General features: G+C 44.7%; 17 protein-coding genes and 1 pseudogene. 11 read left to right on the top strand and 7 right to left on the bottom strand.

Annotated elements, in window-relative coordinates; genetic code table 11:
- Window positions 1-16: 16 nt before the first annotated feature.
- Window positions 17-1,371, bottom strand: a pseudogene (locus AACQ75_RS16945) (MATE family efflux transporter).
- 40 nt (window positions 1,372-1,411) lie between these two features.
- Here AACQ75_RS16945 and AACQ75_RS16950 point away from each other — a divergent pair.
- Complete coding sequence (locus AACQ75_RS16950) at window positions 1,412-2,905, top strand: DUF2867 domain-containing protein (RefSeq protein WP_170889114.1); 1,494 nt, start codon at window positions 1,412-1,414, stop codon at window positions 2,903-2,905.
- A 42-nt stretch (window positions 2,906-2,947) separates the two neighbouring features.
- Here the strand turns inward: AACQ75_RS16950 and AACQ75_RS16955 are convergent, their stop codons facing one another.
- Genes AACQ75_RS16955 through rsuA form a run of 3 tightly spaced genes read right to left on the bottom strand, consistent with a single transcriptional unit; the run spans window position 2,948 to window position 5,558 of the window.
- Entirely contained in the window at window positions 2,948-3,607 is a 660-nt protein-coding gene (locus AACQ75_RS16955) for a DUF2913 family protein (RefSeq protein ID WP_094147890.1), read from the bottom strand.
- Entirely contained in the window at window positions 3,607-4,815 is a 1,209-nt protein-coding gene (locus tag AACQ75_RS16960) for a Bcr/CflA family multidrug efflux MFS transporter (protein ID WP_170889115.1), read from the bottom strand. The genes AACQ75_RS16955 and AACQ75_RS16960 overlap by 1 nt, the downstream gene beginning before the upstream one ends.
- Before the next feature lie 47 nt (window positions 4,816-4,862).
- Window positions 4,863-5,558: a 16S rRNA pseudouridine(516) synthase RsuA gene (gene rsuA, locus AACQ75_RS16965; RefSeq protein ID WP_017044313.1), complete on the bottom strand. Its 696-nt coding sequence runs from the start codon at window positions 5,556-5,558 to the stop codon at window positions 4,863-4,865.
- A 104-nt stretch (window positions 5,559-5,662) separates the two neighbouring features.
- On the opposite strand from rsuA, the gene AACQ75_RS16970 reads away from it, so the two are divergent.
- From AACQ75_RS16970 to AACQ75_RS16995, 6 genes are all read left to right on the top strand, one after another.
- On the top strand, window positions 5,663-7,405 hold the full coding sequence (locus AACQ75_RS16970; protein ID WP_013857019.1) for a DEAD/DEAH box helicase: 1,743 nt from the start codon (window positions 5,663-5,665) through the stop codon (window positions 7,403-7,405).
- A gap of 62 nt (window positions 7,406-7,467) precedes the next feature.
- The gene (locus tag AACQ75_RS16975; RefSeq protein WP_010318383.1) at window positions 7,468-7,857 is read left to right on the top strand and encodes a PepSY domain-containing protein; all 390 of its coding nucleotides are present in this window, start codon (window positions 7,468-7,470) and stop codon (window positions 7,855-7,857) included.
- Window positions 7,858-7,866: 9 nt separating this feature from the next.
- Entirely contained in the window at window positions 7,867-8,526 is a 660-nt protein-coding gene (locus AACQ75_RS16980; RefSeq protein ID WP_010318384.1) for a response regulator transcription factor, read from the top strand.
- Window positions 8,516-9,856 carry an ATP-binding protein gene (locus AACQ75_RS16985; RefSeq protein ID WP_013857021.1) on the top strand — a complete coding sequence of 447 codons (1,341 nt, stop codon included), beginning with the start codon at window positions 8,516-8,518 and terminating at the stop codon, window positions 9,854-9,856. Before AACQ75_RS16980 ends, AACQ75_RS16985 begins: the two co-directional genes overlap by 11 nt.
- A 227-nt stretch (window positions 9,857-10,083) precedes the next feature.
- Window positions 10,084-10,362, top strand: a complete 279-nt coding sequence (rplY, locus tag AACQ75_RS16990; protein ID WP_010318386.1) for a 50S ribosomal protein L25 — start codon at window positions 10,084-10,086, stop codon at window positions 10,360-10,362.
- A gap of 165 nt (window positions 10,363-10,527) precedes the next feature.
- The gene (locus AACQ75_RS16995; protein WP_017046183.1) at window positions 10,528-10,920 is read left to right on the top strand and encodes a ribosome recycling factor family protein; all 393 of its coding nucleotides are present in this window, start codon (window positions 10,528-10,530) and stop codon (window positions 10,918-10,920) included.
- Between the two features lies 1 nt (window position 10,921).
- Here AACQ75_RS16995 and AACQ75_RS17000 read toward each other — a convergent pair whose 3' ends face one another.
- Window positions 10,922-11,278: a PilZ domain-containing protein gene (locus AACQ75_RS17000; RefSeq protein WP_017046184.1), complete on the bottom strand. Its 357-nt coding sequence runs from the start codon at window positions 11,276-11,278 to the stop codon at window positions 10,922-10,924.
- 290 nt (window positions 11,279-11,568) lie between these two features.
- Here AACQ75_RS17000 and AACQ75_RS17005 point away from each other — a divergent pair, with 290 nt between their 5' ends.
- Window positions 11,569-12,855, top strand: a complete 1,287-nt coding sequence (locus AACQ75_RS17005; protein ID WP_170889116.1) for a DEAD/DEAH box helicase — start codon at window positions 11,569-11,571, stop codon at window positions 12,853-12,855.
- A 200-nt stretch (window positions 12,856-13,055) separates the two neighbouring features.
- Window positions 13,056-13,676 (top strand): LysE family translocator, encoded by a 621-nt coding sequence (locus tag AACQ75_RS17010; RefSeq protein WP_013857026.1) that lies wholly within the window; start codon window positions 13,056-13,058, stop codon window positions 13,674-13,676.
- Window positions 13,677-13,737: 61 nt separating this feature from the next.
- On the opposite strand, the gene AACQ75_RS17015 is transcribed toward AACQ75_RS17010, so the two are convergent.
- Entirely contained in the window at window positions 13,738-15,654 is a 1,917-nt protein-coding gene (locus tag AACQ75_RS17015) for a bifunctional metallophosphatase/5'-nucleotidase (RefSeq protein WP_170889117.1), read from the bottom strand.
- Between the two features lie 299 nt (window positions 15,655-15,953).
- Between AACQ75_RS17015 and AACQ75_RS17020 the strand changes: the two genes are divergently transcribed.
- Window positions 15,954-16,163, top strand: a complete 210-nt coding sequence (locus AACQ75_RS17020) for a hypothetical protein (protein WP_170889118.1) — start codon at window positions 15,954-15,956, stop codon at window positions 16,161-16,163.
- Window positions 16,164-16,167: 4 nt separating this feature from the next.
- Here AACQ75_RS17020 and AACQ75_RS17025 read toward each other — a convergent pair whose 3' ends face one another.
- Window positions 16,168-16,419, bottom strand: coding sequence for a DUF1289 domain-containing protein (locus AACQ75_RS17025; RefSeq protein ID WP_013857474.1), 252 nt, complete (start codon window positions 16,417-16,419; stop codon window positions 16,168-16,170).
- Window positions 16,420-16,584: 165 nt separating this feature from the next.
- On the opposite strand from AACQ75_RS17025, the gene AACQ75_RS17030 reads away from it, so the two are divergent.
- On the top strand, window positions 16,585-17,028 hold the full coding sequence (locus AACQ75_RS17030) for an META domain-containing protein (protein ID WP_026027724.1): 444 nt from the start codon (window positions 16,585-16,587) through the stop codon (window positions 17,026-17,028).
- Window positions 17,029-17,181 lie beyond the last annotated feature (153 nt).

Genomic DNA, 17,181 nt, shown 5'->3' on the forward strand with positions numbered 1-17,181 from the left:
CCTAACTGCGTTGTGTCTAATTTTCAATCAAATTTCGCATCCACTTCTTGCTTTTCATTCGATAAAGAGAACCGCCCCATTTAATCAACTCTTCAACGAGAAACAATAAATAGATGGCTTCAGGCTTAGCACCAAGCACAATCGCACAAAATGCGGCTAACGGAATACCGATCAGCCACTGCGCGACTAAATCTTGATAAAGACAAAACTTTACGTCACCGCCAGCTCGCAACACGCCAACAATCACAGTCATTGGAATGGAACGTAAAATGATGCCAAGGCTCAGTATCACGATAAACTCTTCAGATAAAGCACGGGTTTCATCCGTCAAGGCGGTGAAAGAGTTCAGGATAGGGATCTGCACCACATACAAGGCGGCAGCGACGATCACGCCTACAAGAAGGCTGATGATAGTTAAACCCAAGGCTTGATAATAAACGGCATCGTACTGCTTAGCGCCAAGTTGGTTACCGACTAAAACCGCAGCCGCATTCGACATCCCAATCAGTAAACTCAATGAAATCGATTCTACTGGCGTCATCACCGATAGCGCCGCTAAACCTTGCACACCACTCTGCCCCATAATGGCATGGTAGACAAATAAACCGCCTGCCCATGCAAGGAAATTAAAGGTGGTTGGCAACGAAAGCTTCAAAAAACGAGAAATGGTAGGCCATTCAATGATGGCTCGGATATCGTCAATTCCAAACGCTAACAGATGTTTCTTGGCATAGAGGTAACCGTATAAACACGCGACTTCAATAAAACCACTGAGCACGGTAGCAATCGCCGCACCTTCGATTCCCATCGCGGGAAAACCCAATTTACCGAAAATCAGCACCCAGTTTAAAAACACGTTTGAAACAATACCAATACCGCTAAAAAACGTGCTGAGCCCCGGTTTATGCATCGCTCGCAGCAAGCTACAGCAAACATACTGAGGGAGGTAATAACCAAATATTGGCTACCTAGCGCATTAACGGTCTCGGAATCCGTGGTTAGTGCCATGATTTGACTTGGAAACAGTAAAAATAGTGCCACCGTCATTGCAGCAAATAGGTTAGCGACTAACCACGTAAGTGCCGTACTTTCTCGCACGCCCTGTTTGTTTCCTGCGCCCCAATACTGAGCTGTTAACAGTGCGCCTCCGGTTGTCACGCCCACTAGCATGATGGTGGTGACAAAAGTTGCTCTAGCGGCAACGCCTACCGCAGCAATTTCAGCCTCACCTAATTGCCCTAGCATCAAAACATCCACTAGACCACGGCTAGAAAACATAATACTTTGCAAGGTGATCGGCAGAGCGATAGCCATTAAGCGACGGAAAAAATCGCCTCTTGTATGTAACACGATTTGCGAAAAAACAGACAACCGATCACCTCAAATTCAACACATTGATAGCACAGGAAAAATGAAGTCGCTATTATACGTCTGTGAGCATAATCTAACCATCTTATTTGAAGGGACCGTCATGAAAAAAGTGTTAGTACTCGGCGCATCAGGCTATGTCGGCTCACAACTGTTACCTTTGCTATTAGCGCAAGGTTTTCAAGTAACGGCCGCAGCTAGGCACATTGACTACTTAACCTCACGTGCCATATCTCATCCCAACCTTACCTTGCGTTATTTAGACCTTACCGATAAAGAGGCGACACTTGCGCTTATTCCACAATTTGAACTGGTTTATTTTTTAGTGCACGGTATGGCGCAAGGACATGATTTCGTCGACTATGAATTGTCGCTAGCGGAAAACGTTAAACAAGCCCTTGAGGTTAGCCAAGTCAAACACCTGATCTACTTAAGTGCGATTCAACCACAAACCGGAAACTCAGAGCACCTCAAAGCACGGAAAATGACAGGCGATCTACTTAGGAAAAGTCCCGTCCCAGTCACCGAATTAAGAGCCGGTGTTATTCTTGGACCGGGATCAGCCGCATTTGAAATCATGCGTGATTTTGTTTACAACTTACCGATGCTCATCACTCCCAAATGGGTTGATTCCAAAGCAAATCCGATAGCGCTGGAAAACCTCAATCATTATCTACTTGAATTAGCTAATGAACAGCCCGTTGCACACCAATTGTTTGAAGTCGGTGGGCCTGACACCCTCTCCTACAGAGAACAATTTGCCATTATTTGTCAGGCAACGCAGAAACCTTTTCGGTTATGGTCAACCCCACTATTAACCCCAAAAATGGCTTCTTACTGGCTAGGTCTTGTCACCTCCGTTCCCTCTAATATTGGCAGAGCACTACTTGCTGGTTTAGATCATGATTACATTGCCGACTCACAAGCCATTGAAGCACGCTATCCCCAGAAACTGACCTCCTATCGTGACGTTGTCACCAAAATAATCGAGCATGAAGGGGAATTTACACGCTCGCAGGTGTGGGGATTTGATCCAAGTGCCCTACAGCGTTGGCAACCCGGTTTTGGCTACTATCCTAAACAGGCAGGAGCAACGATTCAGACCAGCGCTTCTGCTGAGGCTTTATGGGATATTATCCGAACCATAGGCAGCCGCCAAGAAGGCTATTTTTTTGCCAATGCACTATGGCGTACACGCGAATGGCTCGATCTTTTATTCGGTGGTGGCAAACCTGTGCGCCGCTCCCCTTGTGGCCCGGAACTGCAAGTTGGCGATTTTATTGATTCGTGGAAAGTGATCCGCTGCCAACCTCAACAGTTTTTGTCTCTTCTTTTTGGGATGAAAGGCCCAGGATTAGGGCGATTGGAATTTACCATTAAAGATCTAGGCGAAACACGAGAACTCAATGTGGCCGCATGGTGGCACCCCAAAGGATTCTTAGGGTTACTTTACTGGTTCGCGATGATGCCTGCCCACCTTTTTATTTTTAATGGCATGGTCAAAGCCATCGTCAAAAAGGCACACAAAAAGAGCTAGCGAAATCGCTAGCTCTGCAACTTATTGGGTTTCAATTCCATACTAATCAATAGGAAAGCCTAATGGAATTTCAGCCAATTGCACGCCATGGTTGCTTGGGTATATCAAATACTCACCATGATATTTCACATTCGACTTATAATCGGTACGTTTGTGCACCATAAAGCCAGCATTGCTGGCTTTTTCGACGAAATCAGCATGATGGCCCCGCACAAACCAGTTCATCGGCTTCACGAGCAGTTCACCATCAAAGCATGATTCACACTGATTTGCGCACAAAGCTAATGAGTTTTGCCCATCGGTAAAAAGCTGTAATTTGCCTTCATTCACCAATGGATCACATGTTGTCACTTCCCAGTGAGCCGCTTCCATGAATTCCAAAAACGCGTCAATTTTCTTATCGGTAATGATGTTATCCGCCTCTTGCGCAAAAAACTTACCGTAAAATGCTGAGATGCGTTTGAAGATAAACAGTAATTCAGATTGGTTGCCTTTCGAACGTCCAGCTTTCTGCCAACGATTTAAATCATCCACCACACAGCGATGGAATCGTTGTGCTTTCAATGCCTTACTCACCCAATGCACCAAAAAGTGATTATTAGCTAAAGGCGCATTCACCAGCTTATTCGCTTGGTGTTCTGCTGTTAACTCTTGCAGCGCTGTATTCACTACACGTTGAATTTCGAGGTAATACTCTGACATTACGCCTTTCTTCCTAATGTCCAATAAAAAAGAGATGAAAGTACCGAGCACGCCGTCATGACCACAATCATCGGCCACTCAACATCACTAGGCATCATCGCGACAATCGCCGCAACCACTGAGCCTGTGCCAAAACGCAACGTTCCAGCCAGTGAAGAAGCGGTACCCGCCATTTTCGGATAACCACTTAACAATAATCCCATTGAATTACTGCCTATCGTTGACAATGTACCAATAAAAAGCACCACAAAAGGCACAATACCCCATAAACCAAGGTTGAGTAACCACGCGATAAATAGCCCGATACCTGCGCACAACTGAATCAATAAACCAAAGCGTAGCATGGCGTGGGAACCGACTCGTTTCACCATTCGACCATTCAAGCTGGTCATGATAATCATCGCGACGATATTGAGGCCAAACAGGTAACCAAATTGATCAGGATCGACTCCATAAATATCAATATAGACAAAAGAGCCTGCGGTCAAAAAGGCAAACATACCAGCGAACGAGAAAGCACCAGAAAAAACAAGCCCCATCGCGACTGGGTTACGGCTTAACTGCACATAGTTGCGAATGGTATTTCGAAAGCGTAGTGGTTGACGATTTTCTGCACTGAGTGTTTCTGGAATTTTCCAAACCACGAGAGCAATCACCACCGCGGCAAAAATAGCTAACACCCAAAATATCGAACGCCAACCAAACCAAATGGCCAAGTGTCCGCCAATCATCGGCGCAGCTAACGGGGCAACAGTCATCACTAAGGTGACAAAAGACATGGCGCGGGCAAAATCTTCGCGATCAAACATATCACGCACCACCGCTTGAATAACCACAGCCGCCGCTGCTCCAGCAAAACCTTGCGCAGCGCGAACATACGTTAACGCTTCAATACCTTGCGTAGTCGCACTCACAGTGGCAGCAATACCAAACAGTAATACGCCGATCAGCAGCACTGGGCGACGGCCATAACTGTCGGCCAGCGGGCCATGCAATAGTTGGCCTATCGCAAAACCAGCGGTATAAGCGGTCAGCGTCATTTGTACCGCTCCAGCACTCACACCGAGATCTTTAGCAATCGCTGGCATGGCTGGCAGATACATATCAATCGCCAGCGGCGTTAATGCGCCAATCGCGCCTAATACTAAGAAGAGTAAAAAACTAATGTGCGGCGTATTATTCGCTGTAACAGGTTTAGATGAAGTCATAGTTCTCCAGATAAATAAGGAATGAAGTTGCAGTAAAGCTAGGTCGTTCAAGCCCCAATAGAAGCCACTTCTTGGTCAGTCAAATAACGGTATTCACCGGGCTCTAGTGCCTCATCTAGCACAATATGACCAATGCGCTCACGGTGAAGGCCAACCACTTTATTGCCTAAAGCAGCAAACATGCGTTTAACTTGATGGTATTTGCCTTCATGAATGGTCAGTAAACATTCATTCTCACCGACGACTTCCAATTGCGCAGGCAAGGTTGGCTCACGCTCATTACGCAGTTCAATACCCGTTAAGAATTGTTCGACATAATTCGCTTCAATAGGGTCTGCAAGCCAGACACGGTAGGTTTTGTCGCATTTGTGTTTTGGCGAGGTAATGCGATGAGACCATTGACCGTCATCGGTGATCAGAACCAAACCTGTGGTATCGACATCCAAACGTCCTGCAAAATGCAAGTCTTGAACATTCACTTCATCGAGCAAAATAAATGCCGTATGATTGAAGCCGTCTTCATGTGAGCAAACGTAGCCAGCGGGTTTGTGTAACATGATATAGCGCGGGCCATGCAAGATTAACTCACGGCCTTGCCACTCCACCTCACACTCCTGTGTCACCTGCAATGAACCACTTTTCTGCGTCTTACCATTTACTGTGACATCACCACTTTTGATGATCTTGGTGGCTTCTTTACGTGTCGCACCTAACGCATCACACAAAAATTTATCTAACCGCATGATTACCTCATCTAAATCAAGTCAGGTATTATACGCAGCTAAAATGAAATAGTTGATCTATTTCACTGTTTTTATCCAGCGTTCAACAAGAGAAAACGCGAGTTATGTACACACTTCGTCCTTATCAATCGGACTCGGTCAAAGCCGTGATCCACTATTTTCGTCATCACACTACGCCCGCCGTAATTGTACTACCGACGGGGGCAGGAAAAAGTTTGGTTATTGCTGAGCTGGCAAGGCTTGCCAAAGGACGAGTCTTAGTACTAGCGCACGTGAAAGAACTGGTAGAGCAAAACCATGCCAAATATGAGGGCTACGGTTTGCAAGGCGCGGTATTTGCGGCAGGTTTAGGACGAAAAGAGACCGATCAACAGGTCGTCTTCGCTTCGGTACAATCCGTGGTGCGCAATTTAGATGCCTTTAAAAATCAATTTTCATTACTGGTGATTGATGAATGCCACCGCGTACCGGATGAGAAAAGTAGTAGCTATCAAAAGGTGATCACCCATTTAAGCGAGCTCAACCCAGGGATTAAAGTGTTGGGGTTAACCGCTACGCCTTATCGTTTAGGCATGGGCTGGATTTATCAATACCATACTCGCGGCCAAGTGCGCAGTGAGGAGCCTCGCTTCTTCCGTGACTGTATTTTTGAGCTACCGATCCGTTATCTGCTTGATGAAGCTTTTTTAACGCCAGCGCGAATGGTTGATGCCCCCGTGCTCAGTTACGATTTTTCGCAGTTAAAACCCGCCAATACCGGGCGCTACAAAGAAGCCGAACTCGACATGGTGATTGAGCAATCGAAACGTGCCACACCACAGATTGTTCAACAAATCATCCAACTAGCACAGCAAAAACAGGGAGTAATGATCTTTGCGGCCACCGTTCGCCACGCCCAAGAAATTGTGCAATTACTGCCCAATAACGAAACTGCCATCGTCATTGGTGACACGCCGACCCCTGAGCGCGACACCATCATCAAGCAGTTTAAACAGCGCCAAATCAAATTCTTAGTTAACGTGTCGGTATTGACCACAGGTTTTGATGCTCCGCATGTTGACCTGATTGCGATTTTACGCCCCACCGAGTCCATCAGTTTATATCAGCAAATTGTCGGACGTGGGCTACGCTTATCCGCAGGAAAAACCGAATGTTTGGTATTGGATTATGCGGGCAATAACTATGATCTTTATCAACCAGAAGTCGGTGAGCCAAAGCCCGATCCCAACAGTGAAATTATTACCATTCCCTGTCCGGCCTGCGGTTTTAATAACAACTTTTGGGGTAAACTTGATGCCGCTGGTTTTTTGCTTGAACACTATGGTCGACGTTGCCAAGGCTATTTTACAGACGAAGAAAGTGGCGAACGAGAACACTGTGGTTACCGTTTTAGAGCAAAATATTGTGGTGAGTGTGGCGCTGACAACGATATCGCCGCACGTATCTGCCATGAATGTGACGCAACACTGGTTGACCCTGATAAAAAGCTCAAAGAGGCACTCAACCTCAAAGATGCATTGGTTTTTGAATGTATCGAAATGGATTTGAATGTACATAAAGATGCAAGTGGAAAAGCGCAACTGCGCGTTACCTATCGTGGTGAGAACGATGCGCAAGTCCACGAATTTTGGCCACTAACCACCAAGAAACAGAAACAGGTGTTCCACGACCAATTTGTGCGACCACACCTAGCCGATAAGCATCGCCCTTTTGATCAATCTTCACCAAGCAAAGTGGTGGCTCATCAACACCGTTTTCGTCCACCACAATTTGTCATTGCGCGAAAAGTGGGACGATTTTGGAAAATGCGCGATAAGATCTTTGAAGATGAGCTACAAAACCGATGATTCACTTTCTATTCATGTAAGGTCATTTATACTCTGTTCATCTTATTTACAGGGGGCGCAACATGTTGTTCAAAAAGGGTAAAGCTTTCGCACGCTTACTGCTGCTCTCATCATTATCCTTACCCACTTTAGCTGCAAGCAGTGATGTACACGATTGGGTTCAAGACACTTATAAGCCAGGAACCAAGGTAGAGATTGATGAGGATCAAGACGAGGTCTACGCGGCAGTTCAAAAAGGTTTAATTCATCCATTGTCTGAGCTTTATGCCACGATAGATAAAGAACTCAATGGCCGAGTTATCAAGGTAGAGTTAGATGAAGATGATGGTGAATGGGTCTACGAATTAAAACTGATGCATGACAACCGAGTTATCCGCGTAGAATATAATGCAAGCACATTAGAACTAATGGCTATTCGTGGCAGGAACCTACGCGACATCATCAAAAAATAGAGAATAACCATGAAAATATTGGTAGTCGAAGACGATCCTCGTCTTGGGGAACAAATTGTAGAAGCGCTTGAACAGACCGGCTGGGTGCCTGAATTATCACAAGATGGCATTGATGCACTCTATCGCGCTACATCAGAAGAGTGGGATGTGATTGTGCTCGACCTCGGTTTACCCAAGCTCGATGGGCTCACCGTATTGAAAGGCATTCGAGATGAAAACATTAATACGCCCATTGTGATCCTCAGTGCAAGAGACGGTTTGACTCAACGAGTCGAGGGCTTAAATGCAGGAGCGGATGATTACCTCACCAAACCATTTGAGATGGTGGAATTAACCGCTCGTATCCGCGCACAACTGCGCCGAGCATCAGGTAACGCTTCCCCTGTGATGCAAATCGGTGACTTAAGCCTTGATACTCGAACCTCTAAAGTGATGTGGCAAGGTCAAGCGGTGAGCTTGACGGCACTGGAATACAAAGTGGTTGCCTACTTCATGCACAATGCCGACAAAGTCATTTCACGGACTGAACTGGTAGAACACATCTACAAACAAGATTTCGATAGAGACTCCAACACCATCGAAGTGTTTATTGGCCGCATCCGTAAAAAAATCAATAACAACATTATCAAAACCGTGAGAGGACTGGGATACCAGCTTAATGCAAAATAAAACCTCGGCCTTAAAGCGCCTCAGTTTAAAAAGTCGTTTACTGCTCGCGGCAACGTTTTGGTTAGGTACCATGATTTTAGCGGCGGGAATTGGCATTCCCACACTGATCAAAGACTACCTAGTCAATGATGTGCAAAGTCAGCTACGCTTAGCGATGGATGAAATCACGGCGAACTTGGAAGCGACACCGCAAGGAAATCTAGTACTGTCGTCGCGCCTTTCAGACCCTCGTTTTAGCCAACCCTACAGCGGCCTTTATTGGACGGCCTCAAGCCATGATCAATCGCTTCGTTCTCGCTCATTGTGGGATAAGCGCCTTATCAGCGAAAAACATGGCTTGAAAAGCATCGTCAAAGGCGCAAGAGATGAAAAACTGATCGTCATTGAACAAATCATCTACTTACCAGATTTTCCTTCTCCTATCACCATTACCATCGGTCTTGATGAAGCGCCATTACAAGACACTTTAAACAGCGTAATTAGCCAATTGTGGATGATACTAGGCCTACTCTTCAGTGGTGTATTGGTGCTGATTGGCTTGCAAGTCAGTTGGTCATTACGGCCGTTAGGGAAAATGCAAAAAGAGCTGGCCGCATTGCGCAAAGGTCAACAAGCCAGTCTCAGTGACGAGTACCCAAAAGAAGTCTTTCCGTTAGTCAATGATTTGAATGCACTGTTATTCCACTATCAAGAATTGCTTGAACGTGCACGTAATCATGCAGGCAATCTCTCTCACGCTTTAAAAACACCGATTTCTGTACTGCGCAATGAGATCGATCATCTTGATTTCGCACAACAGCAGAAACTCAGAACACCGATTGAACAGTTACAAAAGCAGATTGACTACCATCTAGGCCGCGCGCGCATGGCTGGCTCAATGAATATTCTTGCGGTAAAAGCCAATCCAAGCGAACGGGTAGATGCTATTTCTATGGCATTTGACAAAATTTACGCACAGCGTGAAATCACGTTAGTTAATGAGTTGGATTCTGATCTAGAGGTTGCCGTTGACCCAACCGATCTCGACGAGATGCTCGGCAACCTACTGGAAAATAGCTACAAATGGGCAGCTTCTTTGGTTCGAGTTCACGCAAAAAATCGAGAAGAAGGCTGGGTAGAAATCCACATTGAAGACGATGGCCCAGGTATTGCTGAGCAAGATCTGGCTAAAGCGGTACAACGTGGCGTGCGCTTAGACGAAACAACCTCTGGATCTGGGCTTGGGTTGAATATTGTCAGTGAAATGGCGCACAGTTATCGCGGTACGCTAACCCTATCGACTAGCACCATGGGGGGGTTAAAAGCGGTGCTAACTTTTCGTTCGGTTTAATGGACGAAATCGAACTCGACATTAAGCAATAAAGACTGTCACGGTCCTTCGTAACACTGCAATAAATCGATGCTGCAAGGGATTTTCTATTGCCCCATCTTAGATAGAGTGCTAGTATCCGCGCTCGTTTTGTTAGTAATCATTGATTCACTATCAAAGCTATACCACATCAGCAAGGTCGCATTGCAGATGTGAAGTTTATTTTTACTAATTTGAGTGTAAAAACTATGAAATTCGAAGCAGTAGTACGTACTGAACTAGGTAAAGGTGCGAGCCGCCGCCTACGTCACGCGGGCCAATTCCCAGCAGTTGTTTACGGTGGTGAAGCAGCGCCAGTTGCTATCGCACTGGATCATTCTGACGTGATCAACCAAATGGACAAACCAGAATTCTACGAAGCAATTACTCTAGTAATTGATGGCGCAGAAGTAAAAGTTAAGCCACAAGACGTTCAACGTCACGTGTTCAAGCCAAAAGTTGAGCACATGGACTTCATCCGCATCTAATTTCCTACCAAGGAATTAGTTGGATAAAATCCAACCTTTTGCATAAAGACTATCGGCCTTACCATCCGAGAAATCTAAAAATTCGAAACCCCGATAGCTACCAACTATCGGGGTTTCACCGTTTTATAAGACCGTGTTATAACGGAAAGTCATCCAAACAAGAACATGGCTATTATGATCATCACGATTTCCCTCCCCTCATTGATTCATCGGCTTGGTGGAGAAAATGCGAAAAAAGCAAAAATGCTGGCGAGAGAATATCAGTGCGACCTGAAACGAATACGACGTTCCAGAAATTGGCAAATCAGTGGTGAGATAACGCAACTTGAATTATTGGCAAATCGGCTCAGAGAACTTGATTCACTGGCCATGCAATTTTTAATAACGAGACTCAAAGACAAACTGGCAGAATATCAGGAACAGCTTGAACCCAAATCAGCCAAGTTGGTAAGGCTTGTTAAACAAAACCCATCAATCACTCTCGCCGAACTTATGCACATCACGCACTGCACAATCGCAGAAGCACGCACCGCTCGTTTCAACGCAGACAGTTTTTGATTTAAGCAGAACGTAAAGACGAGAAGTAAGACGGGTATCTTTGGCGAATATAACGCTGTTCTTCAACCATGTGCTTAAAAGCAGGACCATTGGATAGTTGAACCACGACTTCATCTTGTTGAAAGCGCAGTACTTGACCTGCAATTTTGACTGTATTATTGCTGCGTAGCTGCACCGTACCAGACATCGATAGACCACAATATAAGGTAGTCACTCTCGGCATTGAAATACGAATGCCTTGCTCTGATATTTCACAGACATGGAATAGCTGATCATCAATTTTTACGGTAGGTCTTGCCCGCTTTGGATACTTTAAGCGGTAATATTGCCGTTTCTGTACAAAATCTGCATTGTCCATGGCGTCTATGCATCCTTTATCAAGGTTAATTACTTCTGCGTCATCATGATGCTACGCAAGTGTTGAGAGTCTACCATTTATTATCGGCTTCTGAAGTAAAAACATAATAGAAAGATAGGCAACCGCTATGAATCACCAATTCATCTCATTTGTGAACTCAAATACAATTGGTCAATAATGTAGGAAATTTATCACTGATCACGATAAACGTGAGATAAATCACTCTAAATCCTATATAGTGCACGGCTAAAATTAAGAACTGTAGGCTGTCTGCTTAAGGAACCCGTTAAATGTCATTTTCATCTCAAGGTTTTGCACCTGAACTTGTTAAAGCGCTTACTGAATGCGGCTATGAAAAACTTACCCCCATTCAGCGACAAGCCATTCCCGAGGCTCGTAAAGGGCATGATATTTTTGCAACGGCGCAAACTGGCACAGGCAAAACCGCAGCATTCGCACTGCCCGTTATTCAACATCTGTTAGATAGCGGCAAGCAACCTTCGCCTAAAACAGCGCGAGGCTTAATTTTGGCACCCACGCGTGAATTAGTGGCACAAATTGCCCAGAACATTAAAGACTACGTCAAGTACACCAAACTCAGTATCGCTGCTGTTTACGGTGGAAATAAAATGTCTTCTCAAGTTCGTCAGCTTGAAATAGGTGTGGACATTTTGGTCGCGACCCCTGGCCGATTAGAAGAGCATTTAAGTGAAGGTAATGTTTCACTCGCCAACCTTGAGTTTTTGGTTTTCGACGAAGCAGATCGAATTTTAGATATGGGGTTCATCAATCCCGTGCGTAAAATCATGCTGGAAGTGGAAACCTCACCGCAAATCATGATGTTCTCGGCCACTACATCCACTCAGCTTAACCAACTGGCGGGCGATATTTTACGCAAACCCAAGCGCATTAATGCCGATCGTGCCAATACCACGGCCGCAACAGTGGCGCATGTGGTTTACCCTGTCGATCAAGAGCGTAAAACGGAACTGCTGTCTGAGCTGATTGGCCGCAAAAATTGGCAACAAGTCTTAGTGTTTGTGAACTATAAAGAGACGGCTAATGACGTGGTTAAAGAGCTGAAACTGGATGGCATCAAGGCCGTGCTGTGTCATGGCGATAAAGCACAAAGTGCACGTCGACGCGCTCTTGAAGAATTTAAAGAAGGCAAAGTGCGTGTCATGGTTGCGACCGATGTGGCTGCACGTGGTTTAGATATCGTCGACCTGCCGCACGTGGTTAACTATGACATGCCATTTCTCGCCGAAGATTATGTACACCGCATAGGTCGTACTGGTCGTGCTGGCAAACAGGGACATGCTGTCTCATTTGTCAGCCGCGAAGAAGAGTTGACTGTTGTTCAGGTTGAAAACCTTATCCAGCAACGCATCCGCCGTGTTGAACAGCCTGGTTATGAGCCTAAACAGCGTGATGCCTACATTGAAAAACTTCACACAAAAGCGGCGTACAAAGATCGCCAAGGCCGTCGTAACAACCCAAATGACGAAAAGCCAGATCAAGCCTCAGCAGAACGTCGTTTGAACATGATGAATCGACTAAAAAATCGTAAGAAGTAAGTCATAACAACGAAAGAGCTGCAGCAATGCGGCTTTTTTCATCTCTGTGCATCCTATCTATGCTTCATCATCCCAAACGGTCATCTTTATTGGTTTCAATCCGTAAGTAGCACTGTCGTCAATTGCACAGCAAAGTGAAATAGTGAAGATTGTAATTAATGTGTATGCTAGAGCTCTTGTCTCTCAACACGGATTGATTAATGAGCAGTACTTTACTTCTGGCATTTATACCAACATTCTTTTTTGTTTCGATTACTCCAGGTATGTGCATGACATTGGCACTGAGTCTTGGGATGAGTATTGGTTATCGCCGAACTTTATGGATGATGATGGGAGAGATCGTCGGTGTGGCGTTCGTTTCCATCGCAGCCGTTTTGGGGATGGCTTCGATTATGCTCAATTACCCTTGGCTCTTTACCGGATTCAAAACCATCGGTGCCATCTATCTTGGCTATATAGGCATTCAGATGTGGCGCTCAAAAGGCAAGCTTGCCCTCAGTAGCGACTCACAAGTCACTCCCCATAACAAAGACTGGGATCTTGTCATGCAAGGTTTTGTGACCGCGATTGCCAACCCTAAAGGCTGGGCGTTTATGATCTCCCTACTTCCGCCTTTTATTAATAGTGAAGCACCACTTGCACCTCAACTATTACTGCTGGTGTCCATTATTATGGTCTCAGAATTTGTCTGTATGACACTTTACGCAACAGGTGGCAAGGGGTTAAAACGAGCTCTAGGGCATTCAAAAAATGTGCGTCTAATGAACCGTATTTCAGGCTCATTGATGATAGGTGTTGGATTCTGGTTATTGATGAGTTAGTCGTTAAAGTAGTAGGCTCTGACTTTTGGCCAGAGCCTTAACCGTTAATTTAAAACTTTAGCTAATCTAAAACATTAGCATTCAATGCCTTGAGCAATACAATCTCTCGATTGATACGCTGTTTTTCAGCATCAGAAGCTTGGCTACTTTGCAAAATACGCGCATTGATCGCCTCTTCAGCCGCGGCCTTATTGGTAAAAAGTAGTGCTTTAACATTGATCGAGGCGATATTGCTATAACGCCCATCATCACTACTTGGTACATCAATTTGGCCACTATTAATTAGAGCTTTCACGATGGCACGTTCCGATTCATACCCTTGCAAACCTTCTAGCTTCCAACGTTGCATTGGTTTCCCTTCGTAGCGGCCTTGCTTTTCTTGGGTGAGATAGCGGATCGTTAGGTTTCTAATAGTTCCTTCCTCTTCGCCATATTCCGCTTCCGAGTCAAAAATAATCGGGAATGACCGCCCTTCAAGGCTACCCCCTTTCTGCGTCAAATGCCCCATTCGGTAACTATTCATACCCAACCGAATATCACTAGTATCATCAATCGGTTGTCCACCAGCAAAACGCAGATCTTTAATTCGCTTACCCGCAGGTTGAGTAAGATCAATGGTGTAAGTGACACCCGCAAAAAAATCATTGGTTGAGTATTTCGATGCGCGCCGCTTTGGATCAAAGCTATAAGTCACATCGCCTGGCAAGACGGAATTGAAATACCCAGCGGCCCATTCCATGTAGGTGCGCAGCTCTTTACCCGTCATTTGGTAAACCGTAATTTCACCACCAGCATATTGATAGTTAAACGCGATATCTTTTGCTTTGATTGGGCCAGTATCAAGTTGAGCTTGGTCATTATCAATTTGCAGTGCGATCACGTTTGCTTTTGGCACGTAGAAAAAACTGGCTTCCTGAAACAGCGCACTGATGCCGGTATCTTGAATATGCACTTGAGGGATACCGCGTATTTCATCATCAGGAACCAAGTCGACTCCGTCAAGTATCGCAATTTCGCGATTGGCGTTTTCTCGTAAGCGTTGATGATAAGGTGCGTACAGCGTTTCCATTTTCGAATCAGAATCAACACCTTTCATAGGATAAGTGAAGCTGTCTTTATGAACGAGCGTGTATTTGCCATCTTTTTCTTCAAATTGGAAATCGATTCGAGATAAAACGCGTCCATATTTATCAGGCTCGGTAATGATGACACCGTTTACCGTCGCTTTATCAATTTTAGTGTGCATGTGGCCAGCAACAATGGCATCGATTTCAGGGTTAGCATTGGCAATATCAGATACGCCCGTATCTTTGATGTCGTTTTCGTTATCCAGCCCCATGTGCGCAACCAAAACGATCGCATCGACATCATTTTTTATCTGCCCAATCACTTTTTTCACTTCAAGTGTTGGGTTAGTGAAGCTCATGCCTTCAAGGCGATTAGTGCCTTCAGCAAACACTTGTGTCATCGGAGTATCCATTCCAATAATACCGATCTTGACGCCATTTTTTTCAATAATTGTTGCGGCGGGTAAGAATGGATTGCCATCGGGCCTCTGAATATTTCCGGCTAACGCTCGGCCTTTAAATTGAGTCAGGGAGCGATTTAATACCGATAAACCAAAATCAAACTCATGGTTACCCAGCACCCAAACATCGTAGTTCATCTCATTAAAACCGAGCATCATAGGGTCTACGGCTTCATGCTTAAACGTTTCAACAAAGTTTCCCTGAATCGTATCTCCCGCATCTACTAAAATAACGTTTTTATCTTGCTCTCGTATCTGTTTAACCTTGGTGGCGATTTGACTTAGGCTCCCCTGCATATTCAGTTTGTCAGCAGCATAATCCCATGGCATAAAATGCCCGTGAATATCGGAAGTACCGAGAATGGTAACCTGATGAATATCGCCATCAGCAGCGAAAGAAGAAGCGGCAATAGAAGCAAGTATTGCGCTAGTAACAATTTTTAGTTTCATAACATACTCATACGTATAAACAGGCTCTCATTAAAACAGAGTGGATATTATTGATTTCATAAATATGTTTATGTGATGGGGTCGCTCATTTGGTTGCAACACTGAAAAGCAATCACAAAATTTCGAGAGCGATCTCTCTTTAAATAGATTCTATGGCTTAAAGAGCGTTAATCGAGCCAAATCAGGCGGTTAATTTTTAATCATAAAATTGAGCAAATTTTAAGCAGATCTTTGATTGACGCTGTACTGGATCGCTTCTATTTTTTCTATTGGTTACCACAACAATGGAGGTTATAGAAATGAAACGCGCAAGTTCCACTTATCGATTACAACTGATAAAAGATGTTGTAACGCGGCACCAACGTACGGATCCAATGGCGAGCTATATTCAACAGCTTCTGACAGAAAAACCCAACATGGAACAACCCGATGTGAATAAACATTTTCACGGTAATCATTTTGATGGACATGCTGGTGGTTGGGTCAGTGATTTTTGGGGAATGAAGTAATTGATTAAAACAGATCGCGCTGCGGGTTCGTTTCTGGCTCGGAATCTGCTTTGTTTTGCGCTTGTTGTTTCTGTTTTTTCCGCTTATAGCGCTGTTGGCATAATTTTATGACATGCAGTTGCTGCGCAGCAGTCATTGAGAGCCAGTTAAAACGCTCTTCCCTTTTACGCATACAGCCTTGGCAATAACCTTTGTCATCAACTGAACATACACCGATACAAGGGCTCAGCACTTTAAAAAATTCGAGTTGCTCCATGGTTACTCAATTATTTTTCCAATTTAATGTCCGCCACATAAGAGTAACGTGTGTCACTTCCTGATTGCAAACTGTGACGCATATAAAACAATCACCTTATACTGACAAAAACAGTACTCAATTTTATATACTGTGCGCGTTTTCCAAATTCTGGGGTCTAATACGATGAAGTTTAGTTCAAAAAAATGGCTAGCCGCAATTTCTCTACCTGTATTGGTGAGTGCCTGTGCAAGTAATGGTGATGTAGAAAGCATCACCGCTCAAGATTTGCAGCATCACAATTGGCAACTGGTGCAAATTGATGGCAAGGACGTGGTCAATAATAACAAACAAAAAGCACCGCGATTAGAAATCGGCGAAAAGATGATGGCTAGCGGTAACGCAGGTTGCAATAACTTTTTTGGGCAAGCCGAGCTAAAAGACAACCAATTCCGCATCGAAAAAATGGGCATGACCATGATGATGTGTATCGGTGATGTCATGGATACCGAGCAGGCGTTTTCTCAAACATTGTCAGATTGGAGCGAGATCAACCTGACTAAAGATAGCCTAACGCTTAAAAATGAGGTTCACACGCTCACCTTTACTTTGCGTGATTGGGTAAATTAATTTCAGTCATTCTTCTCATGGCAGTCTTTTCTATCAGGCTGCCATTTCCGTAAACCACCTCACACATCATTCACCTATCTGCGACTTCTGCTTTTTCTTACCAATTCAGATCTTTTGTTTTTTTTCGTTCATAATGAATGAACATGGAAATAT

The sequence above is a fragment of the Vibrio sp. B1-2 genome, assembly GCF_963888445.1.
GTDB lineage: Bacteria > Pseudomonadota > Gammaproteobacteria > Enterobacterales > Vibrionaceae > Vibrio > Vibrio anguillarum.